This window comes from Pseudomonas botevensis, assembly GCF_019145475.1.
Classification (GTDB): Bacteria; Pseudomonadota; Gammaproteobacteria; order Pseudomonadales; family Pseudomonadaceae; genus Aquipseudomonas; species Aquipseudomonas botevensis.
Genome location: NZ_JAHTKI010000034.1, coordinates 7,501 through 24,331, shown reverse-complemented (window position 1 = coordinate 24,331; position 16,831 = coordinate 7,501). Strand labels below are relative to the sequence as shown.

The window sequence follows — 16,831 nt, the reverse complement described above, 5'->3', positions numbered from 1 at the left end:
ACAAGGATCAACCTTGCCATGCGGGCAAGGTCAAGCGCCAATCTTCAGACCCCGCTCAGGGCAGGTCACTCAGTAGCCGAGGGTCGCCGGCTTGAGGTACATGCCTTCGGCGTTCATTGCGATCCGGAACTTCAGGATATCCCCGGCATGCAGTCTGATTTCCTGGGAGCCCGGCGCGAGCATTCCCGGATTGCAGCCCGGCATTTGCCCCGGCAGCAGTTTCAGCCGCAGCGAGACATTGCCCGCCGGCAGGTTGAACGAGGTGCTCTGTTCCTGGAACAGCCGTGCCGACAGTTGATCCTGGATGTACACACCGATCTCGCAGGACGTCGCCACTTCCAGGCGTTCGCGGGAAATGATCAGCACCCCGTAATCCTCCCCGGCGGCTTGCACCGAAGGGACTGCGGCAAAGAGGCTGAGTAGGCCAAACAGGCTGAAAGCTGACCAGCGCATGGCTGAATCTCCTGAATTCGAATCATTGATGCACGCAGCTTGGCCGAGCGCGGCGCCGATTGCCAGCCCGGCAGTTTTTTGCAGAACTTGACCTTGCCATGATGGCAAGCTCGAAACTGCCGGCAATCTCACGAAAAGGAGTCATTCCATGCAAGTGTTCAGTGTTGAAGGCATGTCCTGCGGTCATTGCGTCAAAGCCATCACCAACGCCGTGCAGACCAAGGATCCTGGCGCCAGCGTGCGGGTCGATCTGGCAGCCAGGGAGGTCGGCGTGGAAAGCACATTGAGCGCCGAACAGGTGATCGCCGCGATCAGCGAGGAAGGTTATGGCATCAAGCTCGTGTGAATTTTAATAGTTAGCGAGCTACCGGAATGTTCAAGGCGTTCTCTCGGGGCTAGACTGTCGGGTCGCATACCTGCACCCAATTGTCTGACCCAGGACGCCTGATGAACTTCCGTATCATTTTGATTCTCGGTGCCTTGAGCGCCTTCGGCCCGTTGGCGATCGACTTCTACCTGCCGGCGTTCCCGACCATGGCGCTTGCGTTCGGCACCGATGAGAAACATGTCCAGCTGACGCTGGCGGCGTATTTCCTCGGTCTGTCGATCGGCCAGCTGTTGTATGGCCCGGTGGCCGACCGCTTTGGCCGGCGCGTTCCTTTGCTGGGCGGCGTCGGGTTGTTTACCCTTGCCTCGCTGGCCTGTGCCTATGCGCCGAATCTGGAATGGCTGATCGGCGCGCGCTTCGTTCAGGCCCTGGGCGGTTGTGCGGGGATGGTGATTTCCCGGGCGGTGGTCAGCGATAAATGCGATGCGGTGGGAGCGGCGAAAGTCTTCTCGCAACTGATGCTGGTGATGGGCCTGGCACCGATTCTCGCGCCGATGCTGGGCGGGCTGCTGGTCAATACGTCGGGCTGGCAGTCGATCTTCCTCGTACTGACCGGTTTCAGTGCCCTGGCCGGATTGGCCGTGGCTCTCGGGCTGCCGGAAAGTCTGCCGGCCCATGTACCGCGCCAGCCGTTGTCCGGTGCGCTGCGCCAGTATGGTCGGCTGATCAAGGATCCGGTGTACCTCGGCCATGCCCTGACGGGCGGCATCGCCATTGCCGGGATGTTTTCCTACATCGCCGGTTCGCCATTCGTGTTCATCAAACTCTACGGTGTCCCGGCCGAGCATTTCGGCTGGCTGTTCGGCACCAACGCGGCGGGATTCATTCTCGTGGCGCAGATCAATGCGCGGCTGCTGGCCAAACGTGGTCCGGCGTTTCTGCTGGCACGGGCGGTGTGGGTCTATCTGGGCGCGGGCCTGGCGTTGCTGGCCGTCAGCTCCTTGCACACCGCGTCGCTATGGCCGCTGCTGATTCCGTTGTTTGTGTGCATCGCCAGTCTCGGCTGCATCCTGCCCAATGCCTCGGCCTGTGCAATGAACGGCCAGGGGGCGCGGGCCGGCAGCGCCTCGGCGCTGCTCGGTTTTCTGCAATTCAGTGTCGCGTCCGGCGCGGCGGCGCTGGTCGGTGTTTTGCACGATGGCACAGCCGTGCCGATGGCCATGGTCATCAGCCTGTGCGGAGTGCTGGTAGTGAGCGTCGCGATGCTCACCCGGCGTTTGCAGAATGCCCGGGCACTGGCGCAAGCCCAGGCCGGAGCGTGAGCGACTGGCCTCAGCCGGCAGCGCGGTGCTGGCTCAGGTCGGGAATCTGATGGGGCGCGTACAGGCGCGCTTCGAGGGTGCGAGTGAAGGCCCGAGCTTCGGCCTCACTGCGGAACGTCACGGCATGCTGATCGAGCCGGACTTGCCACTGGGACTTTGCCACTTCTTTTATCAGGATCTTCATTGCTGACCTCCCGTGCGTAAAAGATGTACCGCAGAGGCTTCGATTGTAGTCCTGAATACGATCGCAATTGTGACAACGGTCAATTGTCGGACTGACGGCAAAAAACACCGCCATCCCCGTTGCAACTGGCGGGGACGGCGGTGTTTCGCTGTTTCAGAAACCTTCTAAAACAATTTTCCCCTTGGCCTTGCCGCTTTCGAGCAATTCATGGGCGCGGCGCAGGTTGGCGGCGTTGATGCTGCCGAAGTGCTCACCGACCGTGGTCTTCAACGTCCCCGCATCAATCAACGCGGCCACCCGGTTGAGCAGCTTGTGCTGCTCGATCATGTCGGCTGTTTCAAACAGCGAACGGGTGTACATGAACTCCCAGTGCAGCGACAGGCTCTTGCGCTTGAGCCTGGTCACGTCCAGGGTCTTCGGATCGTCGATCAGCGCCAGTTTGCCTTGCGGTGCCAGGGCCTCGACCAGTTGGTCCAGGTGATGATCGGTCTGGGTCAGGCTGGCGACGTGGCTGACGTTCGCGACCCCGGCGCGTTTCAGTTCTTCACTCAGCGGCTGGCTGTGGTCGATCACCAGGTCGGCACCCAGCTCGGTCACCCAGTCACGGGTCTGCGGACGGGAAGCGGTGCCGATCACCTTGAGGCCGGTCAACTGACGGGCCAGTTGGGTCAGGATCGAACCCACGCCTCCGGCGGCGCCAACGATCAACAGGCTCTGGCCTTCGTCGGTCTTGCCTTCGCGGATCTGCAGGCGTTCGAACAACAGTTCCCAAGCGGTAATGGCGGTCAGCGGCAGGGCGGCGGCGTCGGCGAAACCCAGGGTTTTCGGCATATGACCGACGATGCGCTCATCGACCACATGCCGCTCGCTGTTGCCGCCGGCACGGGCGATCGAGCCGGCGTAGAACACCTTGTCGCCAGCCTTGAACAGCGTCACCTCACTGCCGACAGCCTTGACCACCCCGGCCACGTCCCAACCCAGCACTTTCACTGCGCCGCCTTCAGGCGCAACGTTCTGCCGCACCTTGGTATCCACCGGGTTGACCGAGATGGCTTTGACTTCCACCAGCAGATCGCGCGGGCCGGCGACCGGCTCCGGCAGCTCGATGTCCTGCAGGGATTTTTCGTCGCTGATCGGCAGCGACGCGTAATAGGCGATGGCTTTCATGGCTTGCTCCGTAACAGTAATAGAAGAAGGATTCAGGCGAGGGCGCGCAGGCGCTTGAGTTCGAAATGCTCGAGAAACTCGCCAGCCCTGGCCCGGAAGTTCTGGATATGTGCGCTGGCATCGTGGGCCTGCAGGGCTTCTTCACTGGCCCAGTGTTCGATCATGTAGAAGGCGAGCGGGTTGGCCAGGTCCTGATGCAGGTCATACTGGCTGCAACCGGCCTCGGCGCGGGTCGGTTCGATCAGTGCGCGCAAGGCGTGTTCGAGGCTGTCTTGCTGGCCGGGTCTGGCGATCAGGGTGGCGATGGCGGTGAATGCTTGGGACATGCTCGGCTCCGGAAACGGGATGAATACGATGGACCAGATGATTGGCCATTTCTCCGCAAGATAAAACCCGTTAAAAGAGCAGTCTCTTTCAATATTTTTTTGATAATCGGGGCTGAAGATGTTGCGTTTCGACGACTTGCAGTTGTTTGTCCGGGCGGCGGACCTGGGCAGTCTGTCGGCTGCCGCGCGGGTCATGGACATGTCGGCGGCGGTTGCCAGCGCGGCCCTCAAACGTATCGAACAGCAACTGGGCGCGAGGCTGTTGGCGCGCTCCACCCGCAGTCTGCGCCTGACGGCGGAAGGCGAGGGGTTTCTCGAGTATGCCCGGGCGGCGCTGGGCAATCTTGAGGAAGGCCGACGGCTGCTGGCGAGCGGGCAGGATCAGGTCAGCGGAATCTTGCAGCTGTCGGCGCCCTCGGATTTTGGCCGCAACCTGCTGTTGCCGTGGCTCGACGAGTTTCAGCGCGAACACCCGAAACTTACCGTGCGCCTGCTGCTGGGGGACCGGATCGCCGATCTGTTTCGCCAGCCGGTGGACATCGCCCTGCGCTATGGCGAGCCGGAAGACTCCAGTCTGGTGGCGCTGCCCATCGCCCCGCACAACCGCCGGGTACTCTGTGCCGCGCCGGGTTATCTGGCACGGCACGGCGAACCGCAACAGCTCGAACAACTGGCGCAGCACAATTGCCTGTTGTACATGCTCGGCAGCCGGGTGCATGACTACTGGAGTTTCCATGACGGCAAGCGAGAGGTCGGCCTGACGGTCAGCGGTGACCGCTTCAGCGACGATGCCGATGTGGTGCGCCTGTGGGCGCTGGCGGGGGCCGGCATCGCCTACAAGTCGTGGCTCGACGTGGCCGCCGATGTGCTCGCCGGGCGTCTGAAAGTCCTGCTTCCGGAGCTGTTGTGTGAACGCGCACCGCTGAATCTGCTGTGCGCCCATCGCGCTCAATTGAGTAAGCCAGTGAACCTGCTGAGGGAAATGCTCGCCAGCCGATGCACCGAATTGAGTAGCCGATTTCCCGCTTTCTCCAAGGCTGCTCATTAGTCGCAGGTAAATAGCGAAATTTCTGTCAGGAACAATCACCAACCGCGCCGGCTCCGACGCAGGAAGCGGCGAGCAACCGGCTTATACTAGCGCCCGCCGCATGCCTGTACCGGCATGCCGGACCGGGCACGATTACATTGAGTCGCCCGGGCGCGGACTGCGGTCGCGCAAGGGGCGCGGGTTTTCGCCGCAGCCTGCTGCGCCAGCGGTCTGCCTTGCCCCGGTTCAGGGCGATTTTCGCGTCTTGGCCGACGACTCATTACTGGTCAAGATGTCCGTGAGCAGCAGACGATACGATTCAACAGGGAGTGAATACATGGAACATGCACCTTGCATCAGCCAGATCGCCACGTTGCTGGCCGATCCCAAACGCAGCGCGATGATGTGGGCGTTGATGGATGGCTCGGCCCGGCAGACCGAGGAGCTGGCGTTGCTGGCGGGGCTGTCGCCATCCTCGGCCAGTGCGCACCTGGGGCGTTTGTCCGCTGGCGGTCTGTTGAAAGTCGAGTCCCGTGGACGCAAGCGCTATTTCCGTCTGGCCGCTCCGGAAATCGGCGCCGCCATCGAAGCCCTGGCCAGTGCCACGATTGCCAGTGCCCCGCAGCCCATTCCCGAAGCGTTCAAACGCAGCACTCCCATCGCCCGCTCACAGGCGGCGCCGTCGTCGCTGTTGCGCGCGCGGTTCTGCGACGACCATCTGGGCGGTACGCTGGCGGCCGATCTTTATCAGCGTCTGCTCGATGCCGGCTGGATCGAACAGATCGAACATCGGGTGGTGGTCACGCACAAGGGCTCGACCCAATTGGCCCGGCGCGGCGTGTTCATCCAGGCCCTGGCCCATCGCAACGTGCAGGTGGCCTGTGCCTGTCCGGACTGGAGCGAGCGTCGTCCGCACATGGGCGGCACCCTCGGCGCAGCGTTGCTGCAATTGTTCATGCAGTCTGGCTGGCTGACCCTGCCCAATGATTCCCGCGCCCTGCAACTCACGGCGGCCGGGCAGCGGGAGATTCATCGCTTCGCCCAGGAAACCGAACTGGAAATGGCGTTGTAGAGCGCTTTCGCAAACATGGTGTCAGTGCCGGCGTCGTCCACGACTGCGAACAGGTCGCATCCAGCACTGAGCCGTCGGGCCTATCGCGCACACTCGATCCGGGGATTTTCCGGATGGGGGGATGTGGCATGGACAAACAAGGCTTCAGTGCGGCGGAACGACTGGAACGGCTGCCGCTCAGCGGTTATCACCGGATCATTTTCATCATCATTGCCCTGGCGTTTTTCTTCGACTCCATGGACCTGGCGATGATGACTTTCCTGCTCGGCTCGATCAAAACCGAGTTCGGCCTGAGCAGTGCCCAGGCCGGGTTGCTCGCCAGTTCGAGCTTTTTCGGCATGGTCCTGGGGGCGTCATTGTCGGGCATGCTAGCCGACCGCTTCGGGCGCAAACCGGTGTTCCAGTGGAGCATCGTGTTGTGGGGCGTGGCCAGCTACCTGTGTTCCACGGCGCAAACCGTCGAAACGCTGACTCTGTTCCGTATCCTGCTGGGGATCGGCATGGGCATGGAGTTTCCGATTGCCCAATCGATGCTGTCCGAGCTGATCCCGGCCAGTCGTCGCGGGCGCTACATTGCCTTGATGGACGGTTTCTGGCCGCTGGGCTTCGTCGCTGCCGGGGTGTTGTCGTATTTCCTCCTGCCGGTGATTGGCTGGCGCGACATCTTTCTGGTGTTGGCGGTGCCGGCAGTGTTTGTCCTGGCGATCCGCTTTTTCATTCCCGAGTCGCCGCGCTGGCTGGAACAGGCCGGACGTCATGCGGCAGCGGACAAAGTGTTGAACGCAATAGAAGACCGGGTGCGCTCATCCCTCGGTGGCGCGTCATTGCCGGAGCCGGTGCGGTTGCCGAGAATCGTGACGCCACCGGGCAATTTCTTTTCGGCGCTCAGGCAGATCTGGTCACCGCTGTATCGCCAGCGCACGACGATGATCTGGAGCCTGTGGTTCTTCGCCTTGCTGGGTTTCTATGGCCTGACCTCCTGGCTCAGTGCGCTGTTGCAACAATCGGGGTTCGCCGTGACTCAGTCGGTCTACTACACCGTGCTGATTTCCCTCGGCGGAATTCCCGGATTTCTCATGGCGGCGTGGCTGGTGGAGCGCTGGGGGCGCAAGCCGGTGTGCATCGTCACCTTGCTCGGCGGCGGGGTGATGGCGTTTCTCTACGGTCAGAGCGCGGTGTTCGGCGGCAATGTGGCGCTGCTGGTCGGCTCGGGCTTGCTGATGCAGTTTTTCCTGTTCGGCATGTGGGCGGTGCTCTACACCTACACGCCGGAGTTGTACCCGACATCCGCGCGGGCGACGGGCTCGGGCTTCGCCTCGGCGATCGGCCGTGTCGGTTCGCTGCTCGGGCCACTGGTCACCGGGCTGGTGTTTCCGGTCACCGGGCAGGGCGGGGTGTTTGCGTTGGGCGCGTTGTGTTTTGCGATTGCGGCGGGGGTGGTGTGGCTGTTCGGGATGGAAACGCGAGGGAAGACACTGGAGGAGTTGACTGAGGTCAGCGGTTGAACTGAAACCTGTGGGAGTGGGCAAGCCCACTCCCACACCGGATTACGGTTTCACCAACCGGGCATCCAGGCTGTTCTGCGCCAGGCGCTTGGCCTGATCCTGGGTCATGCCCAGGTGGGTGTGCAGGGCGTGGAAGTTTTCGGTGACGTAGCCGCCGAAATACGCCGGGTCATCGGAGTTCACCGTGACCTTCACACCGCGCTCGAGCATGTCGAGGATGTTGTGCTGCGACATGTGATCGAACACGCAGAGCTTGGTGTTCGACAACGGGCACACGGTCAGCGGGATCTGCTCGTCGATGATCCGCTGCATCAGGCGCTCGTCTTCGATGGCGCGCACGCCATGGTCGATGCGCTGGATTTTCAGCAGGTCGATGGCTTCCCAGATGTACTCCGGCGGGCCTTCCTCGCCGGCGTGGGCGACGGTCAGGAAACCTTCGGCGCGGGCGCGATCGAACACACGCTGGAACTTGCTCGGCGGGTGACCCATCTCGGAGCTGTCCAGACCCACGGCGACGAACGCATCACGGAACGGCAGCGCCTGGTCGAGGGTTTTCTGTGCTTCTTCTTCGCTCAGGTGACGCAGGAAGCTCAGGATCAAGCCGCTGGTGATGCCCAGTTGCTGCTCGCCATCCTTCAGCGCGGCGGCGATGCCGTTGAGCACCACTTCGAAGGGAATGCCCCGATCGGTGTGGGTCTGCGGATCGAAGAACGGTTCGGTGTGGATCACGTTCTGTTCTTTGCAGCGCAGCAGGTACGCCCAGGTCAGGTCGTAGAAATCCTGGGAGGTGCGCAGCACATCGGCGCCCTGGTAATACAGGTCGAGGAATTCCTGCAGATTGTTGAAGGCATAGGCCTTGCGTAGGGTTTCGACGTCGCTCCACGGCAGGGCGATCTTGTTGCGTTCGGCCAGAGTGAACAGCAGCTCGGGCTCCAGCGAGCCTTCGAGGTGCAGGTGCAGTTCGGCCTTGGGCAAGGCGTTCAGCCAGTCGTACATATTCTTTTCTCATCAGGTGCAGATCGCCGCCATTCTACAGGTGCGCGTCGAAACAATTGGCAAAACCTGACCAGTCGATCCGTCGGGGCAAGTGACGGGCGGGTGCCGAGGCGGTGAACATCAGTCCGGGCTCACGCGAATTCCCTGCGGGAGCGGGCTTGCCCGCGAAGAGGCCCGCACCGGCAACACCTGAATAACCCCCCACGCCAATTCAAAGAACAGGAAACCCACCAGTAACGAACTGGCGCCATGCAACAGCGCGTAAAGCTGCCAGGCCGCGAACAAGAACCGCGCCACCGCGTCATAGCGCCCATAAATGATTTGCGGATCGCGAATCCGCAGCACCGCCCACACGCACACCACCGATCCCAGCAGATTCGCCATCAACATATGCACAGGCTCGAAGACCGGCAGTTCGCCGGGCAACTCCAGCGTCCGGCTGAGCGTGGTCAAAACCCCATGCAGTGCGGCAAAGGTCCACGGTGTGGCAAATGCGGCCGTGACAATCAGGTCATACCAGGCACTGCCGCGCACCAGTTGTCGATACTGCGTCGAAGTCCACATCATCCATGCTCCAGAAATTCAGGGAGCATCCACGGTAAAGCCTGGAGTATGCTCCAGGGTCAATAGCCCATTCGAGACATCCGCCATGCGCATCGGTGAGTTAGCCCAGGCCAGCGCCGTCAGCCGTGACACCCTGCGCTTTTACGAGCAGCGCGGGCTGATCGCGGCGCAGCGCAGTGCCAACGGTTATCGCGACTACCCACCGGAAATGGTGCAACTGGTGCTCTACATCAAGACTGCGCAGCGACTGGGCTTTACCCTCGGCGAGATCGGCAACAGCGTTGCCGCGTTATGGAATGCGCCCGATCCCGACAATGCCGTGAGCCAATTGCTGCGCGACAAATTGCAACTGATCGAAACCCGCATGAGCGAACTCGGCGCCTTGCGCCACGAGTTGCAGCAACGGCTCGGTCAACGCTGTCCATTGAATCCGTGATCCCCTTCAATCAAGGAAACCCACATGTCCAAGGCAAAAAACGCACTGATCATCGGCGCCTCCCGTGGCCTGGGCCTCGGGCTGGTGAAGACGCTGCTGGCCGACGGCTGGCAAGTCACCGCCACCGTGCGCAACCCGCAGAACGCCCAAGCCCTGCAAGCGCTGGGGCCGGTGCGCATCGAGAAGCTCGACATGGACGACCAGCAAGCGGTCATCGCCCTGAGCCAGCAGCTCAAGGGTGAAATGTTCGACCTGCTGTTCGTCAATGCCGGGGTCAAGGGGCCGGAAGTGCAGACGCCGGGTGGCGCGACGCTGGCGGAGGTCGGCCAGTTGTTTTTCACCAACGCCGTGGCACCGATCAACCTCGCCCAGCGCTTTGTCGGGCAGATTCGCGACGGCAGCGGTGTGCTGGCGTTCATGAGTTCGGGGCTGGGCAGCGTGACCGTGGCCGACGCGCCGGAACTGGCGTTGTACAAGGCCAGCAAGGCGGCGCTGAACTCGATGACCAACAGCTTCGTCACGCAATTGGGCGAGCAGAAACTGACCGTGCTGTCGCTGCATCCGGGCTGGGTGAAAACCGACATGGGCGGTGACGGTGCCGACATCGACGTGGAAACCAGCACTCGCGGTCTGGTCGATCAGGTCAATGCGTTTACCGGCAAGGGCGGGCACTACTTCATCAACTACAAGGGCGAAACGATTCCCTGGTAAGCAGTGAAAATCGTGCCTCTGTGGGCGCGGGCTTGCTCGCTCTCACAGAGGACCGGTGCTGTCCTGTCGGGTTGGACTTGCCCGCCGCAACAAATTGTTTGAAACTCCGCACCTCGTCCTCGCGACGACCCTGGATCAGCAGACAGGGCAACACTGAGCTGGCAACCCTGAACCCAACTTTCAGAGGAGCCGGCCACAATGCCTGCGACCCGTATCTGGTTAAAAAATCCCCTCGCCATTTTCACCGCCAACGGTCTCGATGCCCGTGGTGGCCTGGTGCTGCAAGACGGTGTGATCAGCGAAGTGCTTGGCGCCGGCCAGCAACCGTCCGCACCGTGCAGCGAAGTGTTCGACGCCCGTGAACATGTGGTCCTGCCGGGCCTGATCAACACCCATCATCATTTCTATCAGACCCTCACCCGCGCCTGGGCGCCGGTGGTCAATCAGCCGTTGTTCCCGTGGCTGAAAACCCTGTACCCGGTGTGGGCGCGCCTGACCCCGGAAAAACTGGCCCTCGCCAGCAAAGTCGCACTGGCCGAGCTGCTGCTGTCGGGTTGCACCACCGCAGCCGATCACCATTACCTGTTCCCGGACGGTCTGGAAAACGCCATCGACGTACAAGTCGAAACCGTGCGTGAACTGGGCATGCGCGCCATGCTCACCCGTGGTTCTATGAGCCTCGGCGAAAAGGACGGCGGTCTGCCACCGCAGCAGACCGTGCAGGAAGGCCAGGTGATTCTCGACGACAGTCAGCGCTTGATTCACGAGTACCACGAGCGCGGTGACGGCGCGCAGATCCAGATCGCCCTCGCGCCATGCTCGCCGTTCTCGGTGACCCCGGAAATCATGTCCGCCAGCGCCGAACTCGCCAACAAACTTGATGTGCGCCTGCACACCCACCTTGCCGAAACCCTCGACGAGGAAGATTTCTGCCTGCAACGCTTCGGCCTGCGTACCGTGGATTATCTGGACAGCGTCGGCTGGCTCGGCCCGCGCACCTGGCTGGCCCACGGCATCCACTTCAACCCGGACGAAATCGCTCGTCTCGGCGCAGCGGGCACCGGCATCTGCCACTGCCCGAGCTCGAACATGCGCCTGGCGTCCGGCATCTGCCCGAGCATCGAACTGACGGATGCTGGCGCATTGTTTGGCCTGGGCGTGGACGGTTCGGCGTCCAACGATGCCTCGAACATGATCCTCGAAGCACGTCAGGCCCTGTACATCCAGCGCCTGCGTTACGGCGCCGAGAAGATCACGCCGGAGCGCGTGCTGGGCTGGGCGACCAAAGGCTCGGCGAGCCTGCTGGGGCGTACCGACATCGGTGAGCTGGCGGTGGGCAAACAGGCCGACCTGGCCTTGTTCAAGCTGGATGAACTGCGTTTCTCCGGCAGTCACGATCCAGTCTCGGCGCTGCTGCTGTGCGGCGCGGATCGGGCGGATCGGGTGATGGTCGGCGGCCAGTGGCGAGTGGTCGACGGCCAGGTCGAAGGGCTGGATCTCAAAGGCCTGATTGCCGATCACAGCCAGGCGGCGCGGCAGTTGATCGCCGGTTCCTGATTCCCCGCCGATAAAAATTGTGGGAGCGGGCGTGCTCCCACATTTTGGGGTTTCATGGTGCTTTCAAAGGCCCAACAGCGACAACATGATGAATGTCGCAAACAGCACGAAATGCGTCATGCCTTCGATGGCATTGGTTTCCCCGTCGTTGAGGTTGATCGCGCTGACGATCAGCGTCAGGAAAATCATCACCGTCTGCACGGGCGTCATCGCCATCTGGAACGGCTGGCCGGTGTAGAGCGCCATCGCTTCCATCACCGGCACCGTGAGGATCACCGTCGACAACGATGCGCCCATGGCGATGTTGACCACCGACTGCATGCGGTTGGCCAGGGCAGCGCGCAGTGCGGTCAGAATTTCCGGCGCGGCCGAGATCGCGGCCACCAGGATCGCCGTGATCACCGGCGGTGCGCCGCTGCCTTCCAGGCCCAGATCGAGGGTCTTGGACATCACCTCGGCCAATGCGCCGATCACCACCACCCCGAACACCAGAATGCCGATCGACAGACCCAGGCTGAGCGGTTTCGGCTCCTGTTCCACCGGTTCTTTCCGGCGGCGTTTGTCCGGATAGCTGTAGCTGAAAAAGTAACTGTGCGGGCCGACCTGCATCCGCAGGAACAAGGCGTAAAGCACCACCATCGCGCCAATGGTGAAGGCCGAGTAGAGCTTCCAGTTGGCCTCGGGAATGAACTCCGGGACCACCATCGATACGCCCATGGCGGTAAGAATCATCACGCTGTAACTGCGCGCCGAATCGTCGTTGTAGGACTGTTCGCCATGCTTGATCCCGCCCATCAGCGCGGCGAGACCGAGGATGCCGTTGATGTCGAGCATCACCGCCGAGTAAATCGTGTCGCGCACCAGGGTCGCCGAGGCTTCGTTGCTCATCATGATGGCCAGAATCACCACTTCCACCAGCACCGCGGCCAGCGTCAGGATCATCGTGCCGTAGGGGTCGCCAACCTTTTCCGCGAGCAGTTCGGCCTGATGGGCGACGCGCATCGAGGCGGCGACAATGAATGCGATCAGCACCAGACCGGCGACCAGCGCGACGACCTGGCCGCTGTGCAGCAACCAGTGTTCCAGTGGATAAGCGACGATGGCGGCGATCAGGGCCAGCAGCAGAAAGGTTTCTTGCTTGAGGATCGAGAGCATGGCGGGCCTTTTTGCGCAGGGGGCGGATGAGCTACTGACTGCGGGGCGGCACTAACGTTTCGTTACACCTTAGCCCAGCCTTGGGTTGCATCCGTTTCAGTTTGTAGTCGCTGCGGGCTGGTTAAAAAATAGGCAAAAGCTCAGGGGCTATGCGGAACCTGCGACTGCGCCAGCCATGAACGGGTTATCCACAGGTTGCTCCACAGTATTTGTGCGCAAGCGGCGAGACCGGGCATAAGCACTGCGGTGCTTTCTTCTAATGGTGATAAACGAAGCTAACTGATTGTTTCTAATTGAAATTTACAGTTCGTCGACAGAATTGAACGAAAAGTGAGCAAATGCCGCAAAGCCGCATTACAGAAGGGTTACAGCGGTATGTGCTCAGGTTATCCACAGTTGGGTACACAGCAGATGTGGGCAACTCGATGGAATAAGCGATCGTCTAGCGCTGGAGCAAAATCCGCCCTCGACTCAGATCCGCCAGTTGACTCTGCAGCAGCGCGATCTGCGCTTCACCCAGCGCCAGTTGCAAGTCGACGCCATTGGCCGTGAAGTGTTCCTCCACCACCAGGCCACCGAGGTCCGCCACGCGCAATTTCACCAGTGCCAATTCGGCGAAACCGCAGGAGCAGTGCAACGGTACGCGGCTGATCAACTCGACTTTGGCCGCCGCTTGCAGGCACTTGTTCGCGCCGCCGCCATAGGCCCGGGCCAGCCCGCCGGTGCCCAGTTGAATGCCGCCGTACCAGCGGATCACCAGCACCGCGACCTGATCGCAGTCCTGTGCCTCGATGGCGGCCAGGATCGGCCGGCCGGCGGTGCCGCCGGGTTCGCCGTCGTCGTTGCTGCGGTATTGGTCGCCGAGTTTCCACGCCCAGCAATTGTGCGAGGCGTTCAAGTCGCTGTGCTGCTCGATGAACGCCTGCGCTTCGGCGGGGCTGTTGATCGGGGCGGCGAAGGTGATGAAGCGGCTTTTGCGAATCTCTTCGCGGTATTCGCAAAAGCCGCTGAGGGTGAATGGCATAGACGTCTTATAGAGAAGAAGTGAGGCCGCAGCCTTTGAGAATGATGCGGATCAGGTTGTTGCCGGCATCTTCCATGTCTTGCTTGGTCAACTTGCTGCGCCCGGTGACACGGCAGATCTGCGTGGCGAAGTCGGCGTAGTGCTGAGTGCTGCCCCACAGCAGGAAAATCAGGTGTACCGGGTCCACCGGATCCATCTTGCCAGCGTCGATCCATGCCTGGAACACCGCCGCCCGGCTCTGGAACCAGGCGCGATAATCCTGATTGAAATATTCGCTGAGGCATTCACCGCCGCTGATCACTTCCATCGCAAAGATTCGCGAGGCCTGCGGCTGGCGTCGGGAAAACTCCATTTTCGCGCGGATATAACGGGTCAGCGCTTCGGCCGGATCGTCTTCGGCGGTGAGGGTGTTGAAGGTGCTGTCCCACAATTCGAGGATGTTGCTCAGCACCGCCACATACAAACCGAGCTTATTGGTGAAGTAGTAATGCAGGTTCGCCTTGGGCAACCCGGCCTTCACGGCGATGGTGTTCATGCTGGTGCCTTGATACCCGTGACGGGCGAACTCGTCTTCGGCGGCTTTGATGATGGTCTCTTCGTTTTTCTGACGAATGCGGCCGGCGGGTTTGCCGCCATGGGCAGGGACTTCAAAGGTCATGGGCGTTTCCGGGTTTGTCGGTGGGTGCAACCATTTGCGTTGATAGCGCACCTGCCAGCATCCGACAAGTCCTGACACGACAAAATCGTTGTGCCTGTTCGATCTTGTTCAGCGAGTGGCTGCCAGACTTTCGAGAAAACTCTCCAGCACCAGATGCGGACGTCGGCCCTTGCGGGTGACCGAGGCGAGACTCAGGTCGTAGAACCGCGTTGTCGATTTCAGCGCACGCAGGCGTCCCTGCTGCACCCAAAGGCTGGCGTAGTGATCCGGCAGATAACCGATATAGCGCCCGGTGAGGATCAGAAAGGCCATGCCCTCGCGGTCGGAGGCACTGGCGGTGCAATTGAGCGCCTGATAGTGCGCCTGGATTTCCGCCGGCAAGCGGAAGGTCGGGGCGATGGCGTCCTGACTGTTGAGGCGTTCGTCGTCCAGTTGCTTGTCATCGACATAAAACAGCGGATGGCCGACCGCGCAATAAAGCAACGAACGCTCGCTGTACAACGGCTGGTACTCCAGCCCGGACAAGGCACTGGCCTGCGGCACCACGCCGACATGCAGACGTCCGTCGAGTACGCCTTGTTCGACTTCGTTGGGCGCGATCATGCGGATCTGGATCTGCACATCCGGCCCGCGCTCCTTCAACTGGGCGAGAGCGTGGGTGATGCGCATGTGGGGCAGGGTGACCAGATTATCGGTCAGGCCAATGATCAGCTCGCCGCGCAAGTGCTGGTGCAGACCGTTGACCTCGGTGCGGAAACTTTCCAGGGCACTCAACAGCTGCAACGCCGATTGATAGACCTCGCGACCTTCTTCGGTCAGGGAAAAACCGGCGCGTCCGCGCTGACACAGGCGCAGGCCGAGACGTTGTTCCAGGTCGCTCATTTGCTGGCTGATCGCCGAGCGTCCGATGCCGAGCACGGTTTCCGCCGCCGAGAAGCCGCCGCATTCCACCACGCTGCGAAAAATCCTCAGCAGGCGAATATCGAAGTCGCTGACCTGGGCCAGCGGATCGGGGCGGCGAGTACTCATCGGGAATGTCCAATAGTTTAGTAGTGGGCTAACTGAAGGTTAGAAGAGTTGAATTTCACCGACTTTATCGCCGTGGCAATTTAGCTGCAACAACGCTTTCTATCTCCCTGCTGCTTATGCCCTGCGAGGTTTTTCCCGATGAACATGCCTGAAAACGCGTCGTCGCCACTGGCCAGCCAACTGAAGCTGGACGCGCACTGGATGCCGTACACCGCCAACCGCAACTTCCAGCGCGATCCGCGTCTGATCGTCGGTGCCGAAGGCAGCTGGCTGATCGACGATAAGGGCCGCAAGGTGTACGACTCGCTGTCCGGTCTGTGGACCTGCGGCGCCGGTCACACCCGCAAGGAAATCCAGGAAGCGGTCGCCAAACAACTGGGCACCCTCGATTACTCGCCAGGCTTCCAGTACGGCCACCCGCTGTCTTTCCAGCTGGCGGAGAAAATCACCGAGCTGACCCCGGGCAACCTGAATCACGTGTTCTTCACCGACTCCGGCTCCGAATGTGCCGACACGGCGGTGAAAATGGTGCGTGCCTACTGGCGCCTGAAAGGCCAGTCGACCAAGACCAAAATGATCGGTCGCGCCCGTGGCTATCACGGTGTGAACATTGCCGGCACCAGCCTCGGTGGCGTCAACGGCAACCGCAAGGTGTTCGGTCAGGCCATGATGGATGTCGATCATCTGCCGCACACCCTGCTGGCGAGCAATGCATTCTCCCGTGGCATGCCGGAGCAGGGCGGCATTGCCCTGGCCGACGAGCTGCTGAAGCTGATCGAGCTGCACGACGCTTCGAACATCGCTGCTGTCTTCGTTGAGCCGCTGGCCGGTTCCGCTGGCGTACTGGTTCCGCCGCAGGGTTACCTCAAGCGTCTGCGCGAAATCTGCGACCAGCACAACATCCTGCTGGTGTTCGACGAAGTGATCACCGGTTTCGGCCGTACCGGCACCATGTTCGGCGCCACCACGTTCGACGTGACCCCGGACCTGATGTGCATCGCCAAGCAAGTCACCAACGGCGCGATCCCGATGGGCGCGGTGATTGCCAGTTCCGAGATCTATCAGACCTTCATGAACCAGCCGACTCCGGAGTACGCCGTGGAATTCCCGCACGGTTACACCTACTCGGCGCACCCGGTGGCCTGCGCTGCTGGCCTGGCGGCACTCGATCTGCTGCAAAAGGAAAACCTGGTACAGAGCGTCGCCGAAGTCGCACCGCATTTCGAAAACGCGCTGCACGGCCTGAAAGGTTCGAAGAATGTCATCGACATTCGCAACTACGGCCTGGCCGGTGCAATCCAGATCGCCGGCCGTGAC

19 protein-coding genes (1 of these 19 cut by a window edge) are annotated in these 16,831 nt (G+C 61.6%); 9 read left to right on the top strand and 10 right to left on the bottom strand.

Annotated elements, in window-relative coordinates:
- Window positions 1–69: 69 nt before the first annotated feature.
- On the bottom strand, window positions 70–453 hold the full coding sequence (locus tag KVQ74_RS27485; protein WP_217834518.1) for a hypothetical protein: 384 nt from the start codon (window positions 451–453) through the stop codon (window positions 70–72).
- Window positions 454–601: 148 nt separating this feature from the next.
- Here KVQ74_RS27485 and KVQ74_RS27480 point away from each other — a divergent pair, with 148 nt between their 5' ends.
- Complete coding sequence (locus KVQ74_RS27480) at window positions 602–799, top strand: heavy-metal-associated domain-containing protein (RefSeq protein ID WP_217834517.1); 198 nt, start codon at window positions 602–604, stop codon at window positions 797–799.
- Window positions 800–900: 101 nt separating this feature from the next.
- Window positions 901–2,103, top strand: a complete 1,203-nt coding sequence (locus tag KVQ74_RS27475; RefSeq protein WP_217834516.1) for a multidrug effflux MFS transporter — start codon at window positions 901–903, stop codon at window positions 2,101–2,103.
- 10 nt (window positions 2,104–2,113) lie between these two features.
- Here KVQ74_RS27475 and KVQ74_RS27470 read toward each other — a convergent pair whose 3' ends face one another.
- The 3 genes from KVQ74_RS27470 to KVQ74_RS27460 all read right to left on the bottom strand — a co-directional run bounded on the left by KVQ74_RS27470 (window position 2,114) and on the right by KVQ74_RS27460 (window position 3,780).
- On the bottom strand, window positions 2,114–2,287 hold the full coding sequence (locus KVQ74_RS27470) for a hypothetical protein (protein ID WP_217834515.1): 174 nt from the start codon (window positions 2,285–2,287) through the stop codon (window positions 2,114–2,116).
- Window positions 2,288–2,440: 153 nt separating this feature from the next.
- Window positions 2,441–3,454 carry a zinc-binding alcohol dehydrogenase family protein gene (locus KVQ74_RS27465; RefSeq protein WP_217834514.1) on the bottom strand — a complete coding sequence of 338 codons (1,014 nt, stop codon included), beginning with the start codon at window positions 3,452–3,454 and terminating at the stop codon, window positions 2,441–2,443.
- A gap of 32 nt (window positions 3,455–3,486) precedes the next feature.
- On the bottom strand, window positions 3,487–3,780 hold the full coding sequence (locus tag KVQ74_RS27460; protein ID WP_217834513.1) for a putative quinol monooxygenase: 294 nt from the start codon (window positions 3,778–3,780) through the stop codon (window positions 3,487–3,489).
- Between the two features lie 118 nt (window positions 3,781–3,898).
- On the opposite strand from KVQ74_RS27460, the gene KVQ74_RS27455 reads away from it, so the two are divergent.
- From KVQ74_RS27455 to KVQ74_RS27445, 3 genes are all read left to right on the top strand, one after another.
- A complete protein-coding gene (locus tag KVQ74_RS27455; RefSeq protein ID WP_217834512.1) occupies window positions 3,899–4,828 on the top strand; it encodes a LysR family transcriptional regulator in 930 nt (309 codons plus the stop codon).
- A 316-nt stretch (window positions 4,829–5,144) separates the two neighbouring features.
- Window positions 5,145–5,879: an ArsR/SmtB family transcription factor gene (locus tag KVQ74_RS27450; protein WP_217834511.1), complete on the top strand. Its 735-nt coding sequence runs from the start codon at window positions 5,145–5,147 to the stop codon at window positions 5,877–5,879.
- Window positions 5,880–6,007: 128 nt separating this feature from the next.
- Window positions 6,008–7,384, top strand: a complete 1,377-nt coding sequence (locus KVQ74_RS27445; RefSeq protein ID WP_217834510.1) for an MFS transporter — start codon at window positions 6,008–6,010, stop codon at window positions 7,382–7,384.
- Between the two features lie 42 nt (window positions 7,385–7,426).
- Here KVQ74_RS27445 and KVQ74_RS27440 read toward each other — a convergent pair whose 3' ends face one another.
- Both KVQ74_RS27440 and KVQ74_RS27435 read right to left on the bottom strand, forming a co-directional pair.
- The gene (locus KVQ74_RS27440; protein WP_217834509.1) at window positions 7,427–8,380 is read right to left on the bottom strand and encodes an adenosine deaminase; all 954 of its coding nucleotides are present in this window, start codon (window positions 8,378–8,380) and stop codon (window positions 7,427–7,429) included.
- Window positions 8,381–8,500: 120 nt separating this feature from the next.
- On the bottom strand, window positions 8,501–8,944 hold the full coding sequence (locus tag KVQ74_RS27435; protein ID WP_217834508.1) for a hypothetical protein: 444 nt from the start codon (window positions 8,942–8,944) through the stop codon (window positions 8,501–8,503).
- Between the two features lie 85 nt (window positions 8,945–9,029).
- Here KVQ74_RS27435 and KVQ74_RS27430 point away from each other — a divergent pair, with 85 nt between their 5' ends.
- The 3 genes from KVQ74_RS27430 to KVQ74_RS27420 all read left to right on the top strand — a co-directional run bounded on the left by KVQ74_RS27430 (window position 9,030) and on the right by KVQ74_RS27420 (window position 11,648).
- A complete protein-coding gene (locus KVQ74_RS27430) occupies window positions 9,030–9,380 on the top strand; it encodes a MerR family transcriptional regulator (RefSeq protein ID WP_217834507.1) in 351 nt (116 codons plus the stop codon).
- A 24-nt stretch (window positions 9,381–9,404) separates the two neighbouring features.
- Entirely contained in the window at window positions 9,405–10,091 is a 687-nt protein-coding gene (locus KVQ74_RS27425; RefSeq protein ID WP_217834506.1) for an SDR family oxidoreductase, read from the top strand.
- Window positions 10,092–10,289: 198 nt separating this feature from the next.
- Complete coding sequence (locus KVQ74_RS27420; protein ID WP_217834505.1) at window positions 10,290–11,648, top strand: 8-oxoguanine deaminase; 1,359 nt, start codon at window positions 10,290–10,292, stop codon at window positions 11,646–11,648.
- Between the two features lie 63 nt (window positions 11,649–11,711).
- Here KVQ74_RS27420 and KVQ74_RS27415 read toward each other — a convergent pair whose 3' ends face one another.
- The 4 genes from KVQ74_RS27415 to KVQ74_RS27400 form a co-directional block, all read right to left on the bottom strand.
- Window positions 11,712–12,803, bottom strand: a complete 1,092-nt coding sequence (locus KVQ74_RS27415; RefSeq protein ID WP_217834504.1) for a calcium:proton antiporter — start codon at window positions 12,801–12,803, stop codon at window positions 11,712–11,714.
- Between the two features lie 442 nt (window positions 12,804–13,245).
- The gene (locus tag KVQ74_RS27410) at window positions 13,246–13,827 is read right to left on the bottom strand and encodes an IMPACT family protein (RefSeq protein WP_217834503.1); all 582 of its coding nucleotides are present in this window, start codon (window positions 13,825–13,827) and stop codon (window positions 13,246–13,248) included.
- Between the two features lie 7 nt (window positions 13,828–13,834).
- Window positions 13,835–14,485, bottom strand: a complete 651-nt coding sequence (locus KVQ74_RS27405) for a TetR/AcrR family transcriptional regulator (RefSeq protein ID WP_217834502.1) — start codon at window positions 14,483–14,485, stop codon at window positions 13,835–13,837.
- A 108-nt stretch (window positions 14,486–14,593) separates the two neighbouring features.
- Window positions 14,594–15,514: a LysR family transcriptional regulator gene (locus KVQ74_RS27400; protein ID WP_217834501.1), complete on the bottom strand. Its 921-nt coding sequence runs from the start codon at window positions 15,512–15,514 to the stop codon at window positions 14,594–14,596.
- A 138-nt stretch (window positions 15,515–15,652) separates the two neighbouring features.
- Here KVQ74_RS27400 and KVQ74_RS27395 point away from each other — a divergent pair, with 138 nt between their 5' ends.
- Window positions 15,653–16,831, top strand: partial view of an aspartate aminotransferase family protein gene (locus tag KVQ74_RS27395; RefSeq protein WP_217834500.1) — the 5' portion only. 171 nt of this gene lie beyond the right edge of the window; the window shows 1,179 of its 1,350 coding nt (coding positions 1–1,179); the start codon lies at window positions 15,653–15,655; the stop codon falls past the right edge of the window.

Bases quoted from the DNA above. Each gene is read 5' to 3' on its own strand.
- KVQ74_RS27400 (WP_217834501.1), bottom strand. From the start codon at position 15,514: ATGAGTACTCGCCGCCCCGATCCGCTGGCCCAGGTCAGCGACTTCGAT.
- KVQ74_RS27410 (WP_217834503.1), bottom strand. From the start codon at position 13,827: ATGCCATTCACCCTCAGCGGCTTTTGCGAATACCGCGAAGAGATTCGC.
- KVQ74_RS27475 (WP_217834516.1), top strand. From the start codon at position 901: ATGAACTTCCGTATCATTTTGATTCTCGGTGCCTTGAGCGCCTTCGGC.
- KVQ74_RS27420 (WP_217834505.1), top strand. From the start codon at position 10,290: ATGCCTGCGACCCGTATCTGGTTAAAAAATCCCCTCGCCATTTTCACC.
- KVQ74_RS27430 (WP_217834507.1), top strand. From the start codon at position 9,030: ATGCGCATCGGTGAGTTAGCCCAGGCCAGCGCCGTCAGCCGTGACACC.
- KVQ74_RS27460 (WP_217834513.1), bottom strand. From the start codon at position 3,780: ATGTCCCAAGCATTCACCGCCATCGCCACCCTGATCGCCAGACCCGGC.
- KVQ74_RS27445 (WP_217834510.1), top strand. From the start codon at position 6,008: ATGGACAAACAAGGCTTCAGTGCGGCGGAACGACTGGAACGGCTGCCG.
- KVQ74_RS27405 (WP_217834502.1), bottom strand. From the start codon at position 14,485: ATGACCTTTGAAGTCCCTGCCCATGGCGGCAAACCCGCCGGCCGCATT.
- KVQ74_RS27465 (WP_217834514.1), bottom strand. From the start codon at position 3,454: ATGAAAGCCATCGCCTATTACGCGTCGCTGCCGATCAGCGACGAAAAA.
- KVQ74_RS27425 (WP_217834506.1), top strand. From the start codon at position 9,405: ATGTCCAAGGCAAAAAACGCACTGATCATCGGCGCCTCCCGTGGCCTG.
- KVQ74_RS27415 (WP_217834504.1), bottom strand. From the start codon at position 12,803: ATGCTCTCGATCCTCAAGCAAGAAACCTTTCTGCTGCTGGCCCTGATC.
- KVQ74_RS27440 (WP_217834509.1), bottom strand. From the start codon at position 8,380: ATGTACGACTGGCTGAACGCCTTGCCCAAGGCCGAACTGCACCTGCAC.
- KVQ74_RS27450 (WP_217834511.1), top strand. From the start codon at position 5,145: ATGGAACATGCACCTTGCATCAGCCAGATCGCCACGTTGCTGGCCGAT.
- KVQ74_RS27435 (WP_217834508.1), bottom strand. From the start codon at position 8,944: ATGTGGACTTCGACGCAGTATCGACAACTGGTGCGCGGCAGTGCCTGG.
- KVQ74_RS27470 (WP_217834515.1), bottom strand. From the start codon at position 2,287: ATGAAGATCCTGATAAAAGAAGTGGCAAAGTCCCAGTGGCAAGTCCGG.
- KVQ74_RS27480 (WP_217834517.1), top strand. From the start codon at position 602: ATGCAAGTGTTCAGTGTTGAAGGCATGTCCTGCGGTCATTGCGTCAAA.
- KVQ74_RS27485 (WP_217834518.1), bottom strand. From the start codon at position 453: ATGCGCTGGTCAGCTTTCAGCCTGTTTGGCCTACTCAGCCTCTTTGCC.
- KVQ74_RS27455 (WP_217834512.1), top strand. From the start codon at position 3,899: ATGTTGCGTTTCGACGACTTGCAGTTGTTTGTCCGGGCGGCGGACCTG.